Below are 16,135 nucleotides of genomic sequence, written 5' to 3' on the forward strand. Positions count from 1 at the left end.
GGCTGTCGTGACGGCCAAGCGCGTGGCGATCGTGCTGGCGGTCGTCTTCGTCGCGTACGCCGTACTGCTCGGCTGGCGGGGTGTGCTGCTGATCGGCACCGGTGATCCGGTCGCCGTCGGGCTCGGGGCCGCCGTACTGGTGATCCCGGTGCTCGGCGCGTTCCTGGTGTGGCGGGAGCTGCAGTTCGGCCGCCGTACCGAGGTCCTGGCGCGCGAGCTGGAGGCGTCCGGCGGCCTGCCGGTCGACGACCTGCCGCGCCGTCCGTCGGGGCGCGTCGACCGGGCCGCGGCCGATGTCGCCTTCGAGAGGTACCGGGCCGAAGCCGAGGCCGCGCCGGACGACTGGCGGGTCTGGTTCCGGCTCTCGACGGCGTACGACGCGGCCGGCGATCGGCGGCGGGCACGGGCCACGATGCGGACCGCGATCGCCAAGCACGAGGCCGCGGTTACTTGAGAGTTGGCTGTAAACGACACCGCGGTAACTGACAACGCGGTGCGGAACGGGATATTTTCAAAGCAAGTGCGTGGCAACCGCCACGTGCAGGTCGGAGACTGGGTGGAGCCGTCCTGTGCCATCAGACGGGTCTCGCCGTGGCTCGGACGACGTGCAGGGGGCAGGTTTTGGTGGCCTGTTGCGAAGGCACCGGCGAGAAGCCGGGCTGTCGCAGGAGGGGCTCGCCGAGCTCGCCGGCCTGAGCGTCGACGCGATCGCGGCTTTGGAGCGGGGTCGTCGTCGCGCGCCTCGGGCGCACACGCTGCGCCTGCTCGCGGACGCCCTGCGGCTCGGCGCGGCCGACCGGGCCACGCTCACCACGGCCGCGCGCCGGGACACCGAGTCCCCGCAGATCCAGCTGCGCCGGCCGCCCGCGCCGCCGAACGAGCTGATCGGCCGCAGCACCGAGCTGACGGCGACGAAACGTTTGCTTGGCCAACGGATCACTCGCTTGCTGACCCTGACCGGACCGGGCGGAGTCGGGAAGACACGGCTGACCCTGGGGCTCGCGGCTCAGCTCGAGGACAGCTTCGCCGACGGCGTCTGCTGGGTCCCGCTCGCATCGCTGACCGACCCCGCTGCCGTGGTTCCGGCGGTCGCGGCCTCGACAGGGATGCATCCGTTGGACACCGCCAGGCTGGTCGAGACGATCGCTGAGCAGATCGGCCGGCGGACCATGCTGCTGGTGTTCGACAACTGCTCGCACGTCGTCGCCACGGTCGGGCAGGTCTGCGCGGCCCTGCTGGAGTACTGCCCGAACCTCTCGGTCCTCGCGTCCAGCCGAGAGCTCCTGCGAGTGCCCGGCGAGAGCGTGTACGTCGTACCCGCGCTGGCGCTGCCGCACGACGAGGACGAGTTCGAGTCATCGTCCGCCGTACGGCTGTTCGTCGAGCGAGCGGCCGCCCGTGGGTACGACGTGGACGGACAGCTCGACCAGGTCGCCCGAGTGGTCCGGCGGCTGGAGGGGATGCCGCTGGCGATCGAGCTGGCCGCGGCCAGAACGAACGTGATGACGATCGAGGAGCTCGCGTCCGAACTGGAGACCTCGTTCGGCATCCTGGCCGGCGGACCGCGGACGGCCTCGCCCCGGCAGCAGTCCATGTACGGCGCGATCGAGTGGAGCCACGACCTGCTCACACCGGCGGAGCGGGACGTGTTCGCGCAGTTGTCGGTGTTCGTCGGCGGCTGGACGTTGAGTGCGGCCGCCACTGTGATGTCCGGGCAGCCGTCACCTGGCCCGCTGGTCCGCGCCGAAGCGCTCGACCTGATCGGCCGGCTGGTCGACAAGTCGCTGATCCGGGTGACTCGGCGCAGCGGCGTCGCGCGGTACTACATGCTCGCCGTGATTCGTGAGTTCGCTGCGGACCGGTTGACCGCTACTGGCTTGGCAGAGGAGGCGGCTCGTCGGCATGCGCACTTCTACGTCGGCCTGGCCGAGGAGGCCGAAGGACAGCTGCGCGGTGTGAACCAGGCTGAGTGGCTGGAACGGCTGGACAGCGAGCTGGACAACCTGCGGGCAGCCATGGCGTGGTCGCTGCGGACCAGATCGATCGACGAGGCGCTGCGGCTGGCCGGTGGGCTCTGGCTGTTCTGCTACCTGCGTGGGCACTACGCCGAAGGCAGTCAGTGGCTCGAACGCGCGCTGGCGCTGGCGGACACCGTCGCGGAGCCGGACATGGCCGGCCTCGCGCCCGCGTGTGCCAAGGCGAACCTGGGCGCCGGCATGCTCGCCTTCCTGCAGTGCGAGTACGACGCCGCGACTGCGCGGCTGCAGGTCGCGCTGACGCAGTACAAGGAGCTGGCCGACACAGCCGGTACGGCGCTCGTGCTGCAACGGCTCGGTGGCGTCTCCAGGGAGCGCGGGGACTACGCGGCCGCGGAGGACCTGCACTGCGAGAGCTACGACCTCTACGAGAGCCTCGGAGACCGGTCGGGGATGGCGTGGGCGCACAACCACCTGGGCTTCGTCGCCTGGCTGCGTGGCGACCTGGAGGTCGGTGCGCGGCGCTGCGGCCGAGCGCGGGACAGCTTCCGGCTGATCGGTGACGGTGAAGGACTCGCGTGGTCGTTGATCAGTCTCGGCACCATCTCGCAGTACAGCGGTGAGCTCGTCGAGGCGGAGGACCTGCTGCAGGAGAGCCTGGCGTTGTCCCAGCGACTCGGGTACCGCGAAGGCGTTGCGTGGTCGCTGAACCAGTTGGGCATCGTCGAACGCCGTCGCGGTCTGACCGAACGCGCCGTACACCTGCTGGACGAGAGTCTTGCGGAGCATCGCGACCTCGGCGACCGGTGGCGGTCGGCGAGTGTTCTCGAGGAGCTGGCGACGGTCGCGCAGCAGCGGGGGAGAAGCGAGTACGCCGCGTTCCTGCTCGGAGCCGCCGACGGGGTGCGCGAGGTCATCGGAGCGCCGGTGCCGGAGATCGAGAAGGCCGACTACCTGGCGACCCGGAGTGCGATCGAGCAGTCGCTCGATCGCCGGGCCTTCCGAACAGCCTGGTCGGCCGGGCGAGCCGCACCACTGGTCGCCGTGGCCGACGGATACCCACCCGCTCCGTCCAGCCCGAACCCGAACCGCACCGGGCGCCTCTGAAAGCTGGCGGAAAAAGAAGACCGACCAGCAGTCCACCTGGGCTGCTGATCGGATGGTTGCCTCGCGGAGCACCACGACCTGGGGGATCGACGGTACCCCGCGAGGGATCCGAGAGCGCGGGATCCGGGTGACGGACCCGGCCGGCTGTGTCCCTGTCTGACCCCCCAGGCAGTCCCCCCACCTCACAGCCGGCCGAAGCCACGTCGGCGATGTCACCTCGCGTCGAGCCCTCCCAGTCGACGGCCGGTTCCTCCGCGCTGACTCAAGGTTGTCGAAATCACGCTGCGTCGCACAGGGACGGAACCCTGACATCCCCCTGACAAATATGTCCTGACAACGAAAGTCCCGCGACAAATTCGCCGACCGTGATCACCGAATGCCGGTCCGTAGGGGATTTCGCCTGAATTCGTGCGATTTTCCTGCCCGTTCGGGCACTCCCTGAATTCAGTAGCGTCAGTGCAAATATCCGGAGACCGCTTTGGTGAAGCCGGCGATCCGGCGCAACGGAGTGTGACCGTACCCGGCGCCGTACTCGTCGAGAGCCGGCGGCGCCGACGGTGCCGGGATGCCTTCGCCGACGCAGGTGACGTCCTTGGCCGGCGCCTTGCCGGTGGTGAGGAACGTGTTGACGATCTTGTCGGCGCACTGGTTCACACCGCCGTAGACGCCGTGGTCGCCCTCCCGGCTGACAGTCACCAGCCGCGAGCCGGCGTACCGGCTGTGGGCCGACACCGCGAGCGAGTAGCTGGTCGCCGGGTCGTGCGCCGACTGCACCATCAGCGTTGTCGGCAAGCCCTTGCCGGTGGGCTGCGGCATGGTCAGGTTCGGGCGGTTCCAGTAGAAGCACGGGTTCTCGTTCAGGCCCCAGCCGAGCAGCGGGTACTTCGGGCCGAGGCGGCCGGCCAGCTGGTCGCCGTACTCGCGGCCCTGCGGCCAGGGGCTGTCGTTGCAGGTGACCGCCGTGAAGGTCGCGTCCTCGGCGTCGTCGCCGACGACCCGGCCGAACGGGCGCAGGCCGACGGTGTCGCGGGAGGCCCGCCGTACCAGCTGGTGCTGCCGGGCCGGGGACAGCGCGTCGACCTTACGTTGCGCAGCGCGGGGCCCGCCCTTGGTCTGGGCCGCGGAAAGGTCGCGGAGAAATGCCAGGTCGACGGCCAATGAATAAAAGTCGATCTTTGTGTACATATCCCCGGACACGATCTGGTCCAGGGTGTTCTGGTCGTAGGTGACCTTGATCGACCCGTCCAGGAACTCCTCGACCACCGGCTGCTTTTTCAGCGCCGCCCGGAGCCGCTCGTAGGTCCTGATCACCAAGCGTGGCGAGGTGCCGAGGTGCAACTCGCTGTCGTACTTCGCCGCCCAGGTCGCGAAGTCCTCGCGGAACCTGCGCTCGAAGGCCTCCGGCTGGGCCACGAAGGTGTTGATCCAGGGCTGGGTGAAGTCGGTGTTCGAGTCCAGCACGAAGCGGCCGACATGCTGTGGGAAGTACGTCTGGTAGTACGCGCCCATCCAGGTGCCGCCGGAGTAGCCGACGAAGTCGATCTTGTCGAAGCCGAGCAGCTGCCGGATCAGGTCCATGTCCTGCACGGTCTGCGCGGTGTTCACGTACGGGAGGAGGCCGCGGGACTGCCGGTCGCAGTACGGCTGGGCCAGCCGCGACGCCTCGGCGATCAGGTCGAGGTTCCACTGGTCCCGGTCGCGGGCGTCCATCGTGTAGCCGGGCGCGCCCTCGCAGGTCACGTTGCTGCTGTCGCCGGTGCCGCGCGGGTCGAACCCGACGGTGAGGTGGTCCTTCGCCAGCGGCGCCTGACTGGCCAGGTACGGCGCCATACCCAGGCCGGCGCCTCCCGGACCACCCGGGTTGCCGAACACCACCCGGCTCGGCTTCCCCTTCACCGGTGCGACCTTGCTGACCGCGATCTGGATGTCGTTGCCCGAGTACTGGTTGGCCCAGTCGCGGGGGACGGTGATCTTCGCGCAGTACGTCCGGTACTCCTTGTCGCCGCACTGCTTCCATCCCGGTGTCTGCTCGAGGTACCGATTCGCCACCGGATGCGGCCGGTCGACAACGGTCGCCTGATCCATCGAGGCGGTCGCCCCGGACCCCGGGACGACGAGAACAGCGGCGGCGGACAGCCCTAGGCCGACGGCCAGGGGTAGGTACTTCATGCAGACTCCTGCGGGTGGCCATGCGTGATCGGACCGTGACAATCTGTCATGCCTTGGTGGAACGGTCGAGCACCACCCCCCGGCCCGTCGCCGATCGGGTGCGTGGTATGTCGGCAGAGGGCTCTACCGTCGTCGCATGGACTGTGGTGACTTGGTGATCGGGCAGCTGGAGTTCTACTGGGACATGCACCTGTGGCCGCGGCTTCAGGGGCTGACAGACGACGAGTACCTGTGGGAGCCGGCCACTCCGGCGTGGTCGGTCCGCCCGGGCGCGGACGGCCGGATCGTGGTCGACCACGAGGACCCGGTGCCGGACCCGCCGCCGGTGACGACGATCGCCTGGCGACTCGTACACATCGGCGTCGGTTGCTTCGCGACCCGTGCGAGCGCGTTCTTCGGCGACGGCAGCGTCCCGGACGACGCGGACATGTTCGACTCCCGGCACGTCCCCACCGACCTCCCCGGCACGGCGGCCGACGGCCTGGCCTTCCTCGACCACTGGTACCACCGCTGGAACGAGTCGATCCGCGCCCTCTCCGAAGCGGAACTCAGCCAACCCCTAGGCCCCAAAGGCTCCTTCTACGCCGAGGACACGATGCTCGCCCTGATCACCCACCTCAACCGGGAAACCATCCACCACGGCGCCGAAATCAGCCTCCTCCGAGACCTCTACCGCTCCCGCCCCAGGTGAGAAACGCGTGTGGGCAATGCCTGCCGGAGGGTGTGCCTGACGTTCTAGATGTCAATGCCGGTGTGGGTTTGGATGTGGGCGGGGAGGGGGTCGTGCTGGTCGCCGGTGGTTGGGATGCCGGTGGGTTCGATGACGACTATGGAGGCGCCGCCGTCGGAGAACGGGCGGTGGAAGACGCCGCGCGGGACGACGAAGACCTGGCCGGGCGCGAGTGAGACGACCCGTTCGTCCGGGTCGCGCACCGCGATGCTCAGTTCGCCGTCGAGGACGAGGAAGAACTCGTCGGTGGTCTCGTGGACGTGCCAGATGTACGAGCCCGCCACCTTGGTCACGCGGACGTCGTAGTCGTTGATCCGCGCGGCGATCCGCGGGCTCCAGAGGTCGTCGAAGGTCTTCAGGACACCGCGCAGGTCGACTGGTTCGTTGCTCATGCCGCCCAGTCTCGCCGGGTGCGCCGAGGCGGAGTGAGTGCTAGAAATGGCAGATGCCGCAAGGATCCTCGCATCGGGTGGTCGTGATCGTCGACCACGGGTCGAACCCGTTCGAGCTCGGGGTCGCGACCGAGCTGTTCGGGCTGCGCCGGCCGGAGCTCGGCCGGGAGTGGTACGAGTTCAGCCTGTGTACGCCGGACCCGTCGGTGCAGATGCACTCCGGGTTCTTCACGCTCACCGGAGTCGCCGGGCTCGACGAGGCGGATCGCGCGGACACGCTGATCGTGCCGAACCGTCCCGATCCCGAGACGCCGCCGTCGGCCGCCGTACTGGACGCCGTACGCCGGGCCGAGCAGCGCGGAGCGCGATTGGTCAGCTTCTGCACCGGGGCCTTCACGCTGGCCGCAGCGGGGGTGCTGGACGGGCGGCGAGCGACGACGCACTGGCGGTGGGAGCGGATGTTCCGGCGGCTGCACCCGGAGGTGGAGTTGCTGCCGGACGTCCTGTTTGTTGACGACGGCAACGTTCTGACCGCGGCCGGGAGCGCGGCGGCGCTCGACCTGGGACTGCACCTGATCCGGCGCGATCACGGTGCCGAGGTCGCGAACGCGGTCAGCCGGCGGCTCGTGTTCACGGCACATCGCGACGGCGGGCAGCGCCAGTTCATCGACCAGCCAGTGCCCGTGGTGGCGGACACCTCGCTGGCGCCGCTGCTCGAGTGGGTGCGGGCACGACTCGGCAGCCCACTGACGGTCGCGGACATCGCAGCGCATGCAGCGGTCAGCCAGGCGACCCTGCATCGACGATTCCAGGCCGAGCTGGGGACGACGCCGCTGGCCTGGCTGACGGCAGAGCGCGTCGCGATGGCCTGCCGGTTGCTCGAACGCGGCGAGGTCAGGCTGGAGACGATCGCCCGAAGCTGCGGGCTGGGTACGGCGGCCAACCTCCGCATCCAACTGAAACGCACGACCGGGCTGACCCCGAGCGACTACCGCCGGCGGTTCGCCTTGCGATCAGTCGGCTGACCCGGGATCGGTGTGCAGCCGGATCTGCTTGATCCGGACGGACTCGTCGCCGTACAGGTCGAGCTCGCGGTGGGCGCCGTCGGGAGCCCAGCCGGCCTCGGTGTAGAAGGCCCGGAGGATGTCGTCGGTCGAGTTGACCCAGACCGTGACCCGGCTGAACCCGTCCGCGCGGACCGTGTCGACGACCGCGTTCAGCAGCCGCGAACCGTGGCCGGCCCGGGTCGCCTCCGGCTTGACCGCGAGCTCGGCGATCAGCGCGTCCCGCTGCGGATCGGCGTCCGGGTCGTCCGACGGCGTGATCGCGGCGAACCCGACCAGCGTCCGGCCGGCCAGCGCGACCATCACCCGGTTGCGCGCCTCGCCGGGAGCGATCAGCGCAGCCCGCCACTGAGCGGCGAACTGCGCCGGGTTGAGATCGGCGAGTACGTCGACCGGCAGCAGGCCGGCGTACGACGCCCGCCAGGACGCGACCTGGATCTCGCCGATCTCGTTCGCCTCGGCCGGAAGCGCCAGCCGCACGCTCGTCTCCGCGACCGGGCTCTCGCCGGCGCCGGACAGCTCGGACAGATTGGCGGGTTCCGGAACGCCGAAGTCACTCATACCGCCATCCTCGCAAACTCCCCTCCACCTCCCGCCCCCCGGGACCTTGAGAAGCCACCGACCACATCTCGGGCGTGAAGATGGTCGGTGGCTTCTCAAGGTCAGTAGACGAGGCGGCGGAGGAGGCTCTCGGCGGGGCCGCGGTAGGTACGTCGGCTCATGGCGTAGGCGCCGGCTACCGAGACGAGCCACACAGCGATCGCGCTGAGGGCTGCGGTGTACGCCGTACTTCCGAGGTCGAGGTCCAGCGTGAACGGGGCCAGCAGGACCAGCCACGACACCGACTGGAAGAGGTAGCCGGACAGCGATCGCTGACCCAGTGCGGAGATCGCCAGAACCGGCAGCGTCACGCGGTTGAGTCGTGCGACCAGCAGGCCGAACAGGGCGACGTACCCGGGTCCGCCGAACATGCCGCTCACGTGCGAGAGGTAGCTGAGCGAGTCGACCGCGGCCGCGTCGACGTGCAGCCAGCCGGCGCCGACCAGGGCGAGCGGGAGACCGCCGACGACGGTGATACCGAGGCCGGTGAATGCAACGCCGCGCAGCAAGGTGCGGTGTGCGGCCGGGTTCTCCAGGATCTGCTTGCGGGCGGCCCAGATCCCCAGCCAGACGACGATGAGGAAGCCGATCACGCTGGCGGTGTGCATCGGGTACTCGTGCAGTCGGTCGACGATGCTCGCGCCGTACGACGTGGCCGCCAGCGACGGGTTCGGGCTGTTGGTGAGGGGCGCCGCCGGACCGGAGCTGTTGAGCACGGCCACGACCGACTGGAAGCCGGTGAAGAGCACATAGAGGATCTCGAAGATCCAGATGCCGAGCACGATCCGATGGAACTTGTCGCCGCGGTTGAGCAGCGCAAGCGTGCAGATGATCCCGACGATGCCGTAGGCGCCGAGGAAGTCGCCGAAGTACAGCAAGGTCGCGTGCGCCAGGCCGATGGCGATCAGCCAGCCGTTGCGCTTCAGCAGGATCCGCCGTACGGCGCTCGTCGTGGCGCCGGCCGATCGCTGCCGCCGGGCCAGCTGGACAAGGCCGTAGCCGAACATCACCGCGAACACCGGGTATGCCCGGGCGTCCACGAAGGTGAGCTTGAGGAAGTTCAGCACCCGCTCGAACCCATGCGGGAAGCTTTCCACGCCGGGCTGGCCGGCGAAGGCGAAGTTGGCGCTGTTGGCCAGGCCGATCAGCAGCAGCATCGCGCCGCGGATCAGGTCGGGCGCGAGGGCGCGCTCCCTGCCGGTGACCGGACCGCGGTGATCGGCGGCCGGTCGGATCAACTGTGTGGTCATCGGATCCACCCCTGTCTGGAAACTGTGTAGGCCTTGCACTGAAATCTTCGCGGCCGGCCCGGCCGTGACCCAGCGCGTTGCCACCACTCCCGGGGGTGGAGATAGCACCACCGTCGTCCGACTTTGTGACACTCGTTCGCTGATCTGGACAGAAAGTGTCACAACTCGGCTATGCTGGCGGGCATGGACGACAGCTTCCAGGCGACCATCGACGCCGACGGCCGGATCGAGCCGCGGGACGCGATGCCGGAGGGGTACCGCAAGACCCTGATCCGGCAGATCGCGCAGCACGCGCACTCCGAGATCATCGGCATGCAGCCGGAGGGCAACTGGATCAGTCGCGCGCCGTCGCTGCGTCGCAAGGCGATCCTGATGGCCAAGGTGCAGGACGAAGCCGGCCACGGGCTCTACCTGTACGCCGCCGCCGAGACCCTCGGCGTGGACCGGGCCGACCTGCTCGACCTGCTGCACAGCGGGAAGCAGAAGTACTCCAGCATCTTCAACTACCCGACGCTGACCTGGGCCGACATCGGCGCGATCGGCTGGCTCGTCGACGGCGCCGCGATCGTCAACCAGGTCCCGCTCTGCCGCTGCTCGTACGGGCCGTACGCGCGGGCAATGGTCCGGGTCTGCAAGGAGGAGTCGTTCCACCAGCGGCAGGGGTTCGAGATCCTGCACACGCTGTGCAACGGCACGGACGCGCAGAAGGCCATGGCGCAGGATGCGCTGGACCGCTGGTGGTGGCCGTCGCTGATGATGTTCGGTCCGCCGGACGCCGCGTCCACGCACTCCGAGCAGTCGATGGCGTGGGGGATCAAGCGGCACAGCAACGACGAGCTGCGCCAGCGCTTCGTCGACATGACCGTCCCGCAGGCCGACGTACTCGGGCTGCGCGTGCCCGACGACGGTCTGTCGTACGACGAGGAGACCGGGCACTACCGCTTCAGCGAGCCGGACTACACCGAGCTGTACGAGGTGGTGAAGGGCAACGGGCCGTGCAACCAGCAGCGGCTCGCGCACCGGGTGAAGGCGCACGAGGACGGCGCGTGGGTCCGTGAGGCTGCGGCGGCCTATGCGGCCAAGCGAGTCATGAAGGAGAGCGCTGCATGAGCGTCGAGCCACTGTGGGAGGTGTTCGTACGGTCGCGCCGCGGCCTGTCGCACACGCATGTCGGCAGCTTGCACGCGCCGGACGCGACGATGGCGCTGCGCAACGCGCGAGACGTCTACACCCGGCGTCAGGAGGGCGTGTCGATCTGGGTCGTGCGGGCGGCAGACATCACCGCGTCGAGCCCGGACGAGAAGGACGAGTTCTTCGACCCGGCCGGCGACAAGGTCTACCGGCACCCGACCTTCTACCAGGTCCCGGAAGGTGTCGAGCACCTGTGAACGACCTCTTCGTCTACGCCCTCCGGCTCGGCGACGACGCGTTGATCTCCGCGCAGCGCACCGCCGAGTGGATCGCGGCCGCCCCGCAGCTCGAGGAGGACGTTGCCCTGGGCAACATCGGCCTCGACCAGCTCGGCCAGGCCCGGTCGCTGCTGCAGTACGCCGGCCAGGTCGAGGGCGACGGGCGGACCGAGGACGACCTCGCCTACTTCCGGGACGAGCGCGACTTCCTCAACCTGCAACTGTGCGAGCTGCCGAACGGCGACTTCGCGCAGACGATGGCGCGGTTGCTGTACTTCGCGTCGTACCAGCAGCTGGTCTACGAAGAGCTGCTCAAGTGCTCCGACGAGACGCTGTCCGGGGTTGCGGGCAAGGCGGTCAAGGAGGTCGCGTACCACGTCGACCATGCGACGCAGTGGGTGTTGCGGCTGGGCGACGGGACCGAGGAGAGTCACCGCCGGATGCAGGCTGGGCTGGAGGCGTTCTGGCCTTACACCGCGGAGATGTTCGAGTCCGACGAGCTTGTACGGCGGTTGCCGGTCGCGGTCGACCCGTCGACGGTGCGGGACGAGTGGGAGCGCCGGGTGCTTGCGGTGATCGACGAGTCCACGTGCAGTCGGCCTGAGTCGTCGTACCAGCACAGTGGTGGTCGATCCGGTCGGCACTCCGAGCACCTGGGCTATCTGCTGGCTGAGCTGCAGCACGTGGCGCGGTCGCATCCGGGGGCGACATGGTGAGCGACGCGGCGATCCTCGAGGCGGTTGGTGAGGTCGCGGATCCTGAGGTGCCGGTGCTGACGATCGCGGATCTCGGCGTGCTGCGTGGGGTTCGGCATGAGGGTGACGAGGTGGTCGTGACGATCACACCGACGTACTCCGGGTGTCCGGCGATGGACCTGATCCGGCATGAGGTCGAGCTGACTCTCGAGTCTCTCCACGTCGATGGCCGGGTCGAGACCGTGCTTTCGCCTGCTTGGACGACGGACTGGATGAGTGAGTCGGGGAAGGCGAAGCTGACCGAGTACGGCATCGCCCCGCCGACCGGCCGGCGTGCCGTCGGGGGACCGGTGATGCTGAGTCTGACCATCCGGTGCCCGTTGTGTGGATCGCCGGACACCTCTGAGCTCAGCCGCTTCGGGTCCACGTCCTGCAAGTCCCTCTGGCGGTGCAACTCCTGCCGGGAGCCCTTCGACCACTTCAAGGCGATCTAGATGACGACTGTTGCGCCCCGTCGGCGGGCTGTCTTCCATCCGTTGAAGGTGGCCGCGATCGAGGCGATCACCGACGACTCGGTGGCGATCACGTTCGCGGTGCCTGCGGAGTTGGTGGACGAGTACGACTTCACTGCGGGCCAGCATCTGACGATCCGCCGTGCCGGGGAGGACGTGCGGCGCAGCTACTCGATCTGCTCGCCGGCCGGGTCCGGTGTGCTGCGGATCGGGGTGAAGCGGATCCCGGGGGGCGAGTTCTCGGCGTACGCGGCCAACGAGTTGAAGATCGGCGACGAGCTCGAGGTGATGACGCCGCTCGGGCGGTTCGGTACGACGCTGGACCCGGCGAACGCGAAGCACTACGCGTTCGTTGCCGCGGGCAGCGGGATCACGCCGGTGCTGTCGCTGGTGGCGACGATCCTGTCCGTCGAGCCGTCCAGCCGGGTGACGCTGCTCTACGGGAACCGGACCGCGGGGTCGGTGATGTTTGCCGACGAGCTGGCCGATCTGAAGGACCGGTACGCCGAGCGGTTCCATCTGGTGCACGTGCTGTCGCGGGAGTCGACGGAGGTGGAGCTGTTCAGCGGGCGCATCGACGCCGAGCGGCTGGAGCGGATGTTCAAGACGATCCTGCCGATCGGGACCGTCGACGAATGGTTCCTGTGTGGTCCGTACGCGATGGTCGTGGGTGCGCAGGATCTCCTTCTGACGCAAGGTGTTCCGCGCGAACACGTGCACGCCGAGCTCTTCCATGTGGGCGACGAGGCCCCTGCCGCTCCCATCGAGGAGGCACCGGTCGACGAGGACGCAGCCCAGGTCACGGTCATCCTCGACGGCCGCCGCTCGACCTTCGCTCTGGCTGAACACTCCAAGCCGGTCCTCGACGCCACTCTCGCCGTACGCTCCGACGCCCCCTTCGCCTGCAAAGGCGGCGTCTGCGGCACCTGCCGAGCCAAAGTCCTCGAAGGCTCCGTCCGCATGGACACCAACTGGGCCCTAGAACCCGACGAAATCCGAGCCGGCTACGTCCTAACCTGCCAATCCCACCCCACCACCCCCGCCGTAACCCTCGACTACGACGCCTGACCCGGGCCATCCGCCCGCCACCAGGGAGGGTCGGGTCGCCTTCCCCGGTTGGTGACAGGCCTGTGCGTCACTCCTGCTCGGCCGCGGTGGCAGGTTGTCGAGCGTGCCTGACCGGCCGCACGGAGGCGGCCGGCCAGGGGAGGGGTGATGGAACAGGTACTTAGTCGGTGCCGGATTCCATGGCGGCTCGGTCGAGGAGTTCGTCTTCTTCGGTGGGTTCGCCTCGGGAAGCGATGGCTTCGGCTCCGCCGGTGGGCATGGGGCCGATGAGGTCGGTGGACGAGGCGAGGGCCGCGTTGGCGGTGCCGAACATGCCGAGGCCTGCGTACTGCTCCAGCTTCGAGCGGGAGTCGGCGATGTCCAGGTTCCGCATCGTCAGCTGACCGATCCGGTCGACCGGGCCGAACGCCGAGTCCACGATCCGCTCCATCGACAGCTTGTCCGGGTGGTAGCTGAGGGCCGGGCCGGTGGTGTCGAGGATCGAGTAGTCCTCACCCCGCCGGAGCCGCAGCGTGACGTCGCCGGTCACCGCCGTACCGACCCACCGCTGCAGGGACTCCCGCAGCATCAGCGACTGCGGGTCCAGCCAGCGGCCTTCGTACATCAGCCGCCCGAGCCGCCGTCCCTCGTTGTGGTAGTTCGCCAGCGTGTCCTCGTTGTGGATCGCGTTGACGAGCCGTTCGTACGCCGCGTGCAGCAGCGCCATCCCGGGAGCCTCGTAGATGCCCCGGCTCTTGGCCTCGATCACCCGGTTCTCGATCTGGTCCGACATGCCCATGCCGTGCCGGCCGCCGATCGCGTTCGCCTCCAGCACCAGGTCGACCGCGGAGCCGAACTCCTTGCCGTTGATCGTCACCGGCCGGCCCTGCTCGAAGCCGATCGTGACGTCCTCGGCCTCGATCACGACGGACGGGTCCCAGTGCTGCACGCCCATGATCGGGTCGACGGTCTCGACCCCGGTGTCGAGGTGCTCGAGGGTCTTGGCCTCGTGGGTGGCGCCCCAGATGTTCGCGTCGGTGGAGTAGGCCTTCTCGGTGCTGTCCCGGTACGGCAGGCCGTGCGCGACCAGCCACTCGGACATCTCCTTCCGGCCGCCGAGCTCGTGCACGAACTGCGCGTCCAGCCATGGCTTGTAGATCCGCAGCTGCGGGTTCGCGAGCAGGCCGTAGCGGTAGAACCGCTCGATGTCGTTGCCCTTGAAGGTCGAGCCGTCGCCCCAGATCTGCACGTCGTCGTCGAGCATCGCCCGGACCAGCAGCGTGCCGGTCACCGCGCGCCCGATCGGGGTGGTGTTGAAGTACGTCCGCCCGGCCGAGCGGATGTGGAAGGCGCCACAGGCCAGCGCGGCCAGGCCCTCCTCGACCAGCGCCGCGCGGCAGTCGACCAGGCGGGTGATCTCGGCGCCGTACGCCGTGGCGCGACCCGGGACGGAGGCGATGTCGGGCTCGTCGTACTGACCGAGATCGGCCGTGTAGGTGCAGGGGATCGCTCCCTTGTCCCGCATCCACGCAACCGCGACCGACGTGTCGAGACCGCCGGAGAAGGCGATGCCGACCCGTTCACCAACAGGCAAAGACGTAAGAACCTTGGACACAGAAAAAGTATGCACTGCCCTGCATGATTATGCAAAGCGGGTGTGACGGGCGTGGCTGCTGGGGCAGAAGCGAAAGGATGGGAGGATGTGAGGCCGGCAGGAGGGGAGTGAGGCAACACCATGATGGGGCGGTCGCATGCGTTGTCAGGGTGGTGCGCGGGGTTGGTGGTCGCGCCGCTGGTCGGGCTGACGTCGGTGGCGGAGGTCGTGCCGTTCGCGGCGGCGACGGCCGGGTATGCGCTGGTGCCGGACCTGGATCACCCGGGCGCCCGGGCGTCCCGGTTGGTCGGTCCGGTGACGCGGCTCGTGTCCGAGGCGGTGCGGGCGTTCTCGGGCGTGCTCTACAACCTCACCAAGGGTCCACGCGACGAGGACAGTACCGGCAAGCACCGCCACGCGACGCACACGCTCGTCGCCGCGATCCTGCTTGGCATGCTCGCGGCGAGCGCCGGCGACCGCGGCAAGTGGGCAGTCCTCGCCGTGGCCGTCACCGGTTTGCTGCTCGCGGCCGACGTACTGGGTGACTGGCTGATCGTCCTCGTGTTCGGCGCCACCGCCTGGTCCGTGACCGGTACGGCGCTACCCGGCACGACCACCGCGGACGCCGTCCAAGCAGGCCTCACCGGCATCGGCGGCTGGATCGGAGTCGCCGTCGCCCTCGGCATGTTCGTTCACTGCCTCGGCGACAGCCTCACCCGCTCCGGCTGCCCGTGGCTGTGGCCGCTGCCGATCCGCGGCGAGACCTGGTACGAGATCCGCCTCCCGCGCCCGCTCCGCTTCCGCACCAACGGCTGGTTCGAGCGCCTGATCGTCGTACCGCTGCTGCTCGGCGCCGCCGTACTCCTGCTGCCCGGCGCCCTGCAAGCAGTAGAGCGCCTGTTCACCGCGACCTCGATCTGGATCGCCGGCCGCTAAACCTCGGTCAGGTACGACGACACGCCGCCGGACTCGAGTGCGGCGGCGAACCGCTGCTGGTTCCGCACGCCCGGCCACACCTCCCACAGGAACAACGGGATCGCGAGCACGGCCCCGATCAGCACGAGGTAGAAGCTGTCGACGACGAACGCCAGCGGAATCGAGATCAGGAACACCGCCTCGCACACCGCGAACCGGACGAACGTCGAGGCGGTGAATCGCTGCCAGGATTCCGTCGCGACGTCGGCCTTCGACCGATCGCTGATCTTCAGTGGACTGGTCCGGAAACCGACCAGCTCGCAGAACGCATAGGCAAGCGCCGCGGTGAGCAGTACGAAGGACGGCGCCCAGGTCGGCGGGAAGTCGCCGATCCCGTCGACGGCCAGCACGAACCACAGGACCAGGGTGATCATCGGGATCGCGGTGAGCATGGCGGCGGCTGTGGTCATCAGCGATCGCTGGGCGGGCGTGAGGGTGGTGGACACGCGGAGAGACTAGCGGTTCGGAAAGTCACCAAAATCTCCACCTTCAGCAAGCACGAAGTAACAGAGAGTGTTCACAGAATTTTTTCCGGACTTTTTTGCGAGAAGCTGTAACGCCTACCGGGCCCGGCCCGATAGGACGAGTGAGCCTGGTGGCTGCCCGGACCCCCGA

16 protein-coding genes are annotated in these 16,135 nt (G+C 68.8%); 10 read left to right on the plus strand and 6 right to left on the minus strand.

Going from position 1 to position 16,135, the window contains the following annotated elements:
- Positions 1-7: 7 nt before the first annotated feature.
- Positions 8-454, plus strand: a complete 447-nt coding sequence (locus tag ACIBGM_RS19260; protein WP_360522472.1) for a hypothetical protein — start codon at positions 8-10, stop codon at positions 452-454.
- A 178-nt stretch (positions 455-632) separates the two neighbouring features.
- Entirely contained in the window at positions 633-3,083 is a 2,451-nt protein-coding gene (locus ACIBGM_RS19265) for a tetratricopeptide repeat protein (RefSeq protein WP_360522469.1), read from the plus strand.
- Between the two features lie 453 nt (positions 3,084-3,536).
- Here the strand turns inward: ACIBGM_RS19265 and ACIBGM_RS19270 are convergent, their stop codons facing one another.
- Positions 3,537-5,252, minus strand: a complete 1,716-nt coding sequence (locus tag ACIBGM_RS19270; protein WP_360522466.1) for an alpha/beta hydrolase — start codon at positions 5,250-5,252, stop codon at positions 3,537-3,539.
- A gap of 136 nt (positions 5,253-5,388) precedes the next feature.
- Here ACIBGM_RS19270 and ACIBGM_RS19275 point away from each other — a divergent pair, with 136 nt between their 5' ends.
- Complete coding sequence (locus ACIBGM_RS19275) at positions 5,389-5,943, plus strand: DinB family protein (RefSeq protein ID WP_396386337.1); 555 nt, start codon at positions 5,389-5,391, stop codon at positions 5,941-5,943.
- A gap of 44 nt (positions 5,944-5,987) precedes the next feature.
- Here ACIBGM_RS19275 and ACIBGM_RS19280 read toward each other — a convergent pair whose 3' ends face one another.
- The gene (locus ACIBGM_RS19280; RefSeq protein ID WP_360522460.1) at positions 5,988-6,374 is read right to left on the minus strand and encodes a cupin domain-containing protein; all 387 of its coding nucleotides are present in this window, start codon (positions 6,372-6,374) and stop codon (positions 5,988-5,990) included.
- A gap of 53 nt (positions 6,375-6,427) precedes the next feature.
- On the opposite strand from ACIBGM_RS19280, the gene ACIBGM_RS19285 reads away from it, so the two are divergent.
- The gene (locus tag ACIBGM_RS19285; RefSeq protein WP_360522457.1) at positions 6,428-7,399 is read left to right on the plus strand and encodes a helix-turn-helix domain-containing protein; all 972 of its coding nucleotides are present in this window, start codon (positions 6,428-6,430) and stop codon (positions 7,397-7,399) included.
- Here the strand turns inward: ACIBGM_RS19285 and ACIBGM_RS19290 are convergent.
- Together ACIBGM_RS19290 and ACIBGM_RS19295 are read right to left on the minus strand one after the other, a co-directional pair.
- Complete coding sequence (locus tag ACIBGM_RS19290) at positions 7,388-7,999, minus strand: GNAT family N-acetyltransferase (RefSeq protein WP_360522454.1); 612 nt, start codon at positions 7,997-7,999, stop codon at positions 7,388-7,390. The two genes, ACIBGM_RS19285 and ACIBGM_RS19290, sit on opposite strands and share 12 nt — an antisense overlap.
- A 101-nt stretch (positions 8,000-8,100) precedes the next feature.
- Entirely contained in the window at positions 8,101-9,288 is a 1,188-nt protein-coding gene (locus ACIBGM_RS19295; RefSeq protein ID WP_396386338.1) for a DUF418 domain-containing protein, read from the minus strand.
- A 183-nt stretch (positions 9,289-9,471) separates the two neighbouring features.
- Between ACIBGM_RS19295 and paaA the strand changes: the two genes are divergently transcribed.
- The 5 genes from paaA to paaE are packed head-to-tail and all read left to right on the plus strand — an operon-like array spanning position 9,472 to position 12,972.
- The gene (paaA, locus tag ACIBGM_RS19300; protein ID WP_396386339.1) at positions 9,472-10,398 is read left to right on the plus strand and encodes a 1,2-phenylacetyl-CoA epoxidase subunit PaaA; all 927 of its coding nucleotides are present in this window, start codon (positions 9,472-9,474) and stop codon (positions 10,396-10,398) included.
- A complete protein-coding gene (gene paaB / locus ACIBGM_RS19305; RefSeq protein WP_360146066.1) occupies positions 10,395-10,676 on the plus strand; it encodes a 1,2-phenylacetyl-CoA epoxidase subunit PaaB in 282 nt (93 codons plus the stop codon). The genes paaA and paaB overlap by 4 nt, the downstream gene beginning before the upstream one ends.
- A complete protein-coding gene (gene paaC, locus ACIBGM_RS19310) occupies positions 10,673-11,413 on the plus strand; it encodes a 1,2-phenylacetyl-CoA epoxidase subunit PaaC (protein WP_396386340.1) in 741 nt (246 codons plus the stop codon). The genes paaB and paaC overlap by 4 nt, the downstream gene beginning before the upstream one ends.
- Entirely contained in the window at positions 11,407-11,886 is a 480-nt protein-coding gene (paaD, locus tag ACIBGM_RS19315; protein ID WP_360522442.1) for a 1,2-phenylacetyl-CoA epoxidase subunit PaaD, read from the plus strand. The genes paaC and paaD overlap by 7 nt, the downstream gene beginning before the upstream one ends.
- Positions 11,887-12,972, plus strand: coding sequence for a 1,2-phenylacetyl-CoA epoxidase subunit PaaE (gene paaE / locus ACIBGM_RS19320; protein ID WP_360522439.1), 1,086 nt, complete (start codon positions 11,887-11,889; stop codon positions 12,970-12,972).
- Between the two features lie 160 nt (positions 12,973-13,132).
- Here paaE and argG read toward each other — a convergent pair whose 3' ends face one another.
- Complete coding sequence (gene argG, locus ACIBGM_RS19325; protein ID WP_360522436.1) at positions 13,133-14,566, minus strand: argininosuccinate synthase; 1,434 nt, start codon at positions 14,564-14,566, stop codon at positions 13,133-13,135.
- Positions 14,567-14,689: 123 nt separating this feature from the next.
- Here argG and ACIBGM_RS19330 point away from each other — a divergent pair, with 123 nt between their 5' ends.
- The gene (locus tag ACIBGM_RS19330) at positions 14,690-15,481 is read left to right on the plus strand and encodes a metal-dependent hydrolase (RefSeq protein WP_396386341.1); all 792 of its coding nucleotides are present in this window, start codon (positions 14,690-14,692) and stop codon (positions 15,479-15,481) included.
- Here ACIBGM_RS19330 and ACIBGM_RS19335 read toward each other — a convergent pair.
- Positions 15,478-15,966, minus strand: a complete 489-nt coding sequence (locus ACIBGM_RS19335; protein ID WP_360522430.1) for a hypothetical protein — start codon at positions 15,964-15,966, stop codon at positions 15,478-15,480. The genes ACIBGM_RS19330 and ACIBGM_RS19335 overlap by 4 nt on opposite strands.
- Positions 15,967-16,135: the final 169 nt, after the last annotated feature.

This window comes from Kribbella sp. NPDC050470, assembly GCF_044458365.1.
In the GTDB taxonomy this organism is placed as follows: Bacteria; Actinomycetota; Actinomycetes; order Propionibacteriales; family Kribbellaceae; genus Kribbella.

Bases quoted from the DNA above. Each gene is read 5' to 3' on its own strand.
- ACIBGM_RS19270 (WP_360522466.1), bottom strand. From the start codon at position 5,252: ATGAAGTACCTACCCCTGGCCGTCGGCCTAGGGCTGTCCGCCGCCGCT.
- ACIBGM_RS19275 (WP_396386337.1), top strand. From the start codon at position 5,389: ATGGACTGTGGTGACTTGGTGATCGGGCAGCTGGAGTTCTACTGGGAC.
- ACIBGM_RS19280 (WP_360522460.1), bottom strand. From the start codon at position 6,374: ATGAGCAACGAACCAGTCGACCTGCGCGGTGTCCTGAAGACCTTCGAC.
- ACIBGM_RS19285 (WP_360522457.1), top strand. From the start codon at position 6,428: ATGCCGCAAGGATCCTCGCATCGGGTGGTCGTGATCGTCGACCACGGG.
- ACIBGM_RS19290 (WP_360522454.1), bottom strand. From the start codon at position 7,999: ATGAGTGACTTCGGCGTTCCGGAACCCGCCAATCTGTCCGAGCTGTCC.
- ACIBGM_RS19295 (WP_396386338.1), bottom strand. From the start codon at position 9,288: ATGACCACACAGTTGATCCGACCGGCCGCCGATCACCGCGGTCCGGTC.
- paaA (WP_396386339.1), top strand. From the start codon at position 9,472: ATGGACGACAGCTTCCAGGCGACCATCGACGCCGACGGCCGGATCGAG.
- paaB (WP_360146066.1), top strand. From the start codon at position 10,395: ATGAGCGTCGAGCCACTGTGGGAGGTGTTCGTACGGTCGCGCCGCGGC.
- paaD (WP_360522442.1), top strand. From the start codon at position 11,407: ATGGTGAGCGACGCGGCGATCCTCGAGGCGGTTGGTGAGGTCGCGGAT.
- paaE (WP_360522439.1), top strand. From the start codon at position 11,887: ATGACGACTGTTGCGCCCCGTCGGCGGGCTGTCTTCCATCCGTTGAAG.
- ACIBGM_RS19330 (WP_396386341.1), top strand. From the start codon at position 14,690: ATGGGGCGGTCGCATGCGTTGTCAGGGTGGTGCGCGGGGTTGGTGGTC.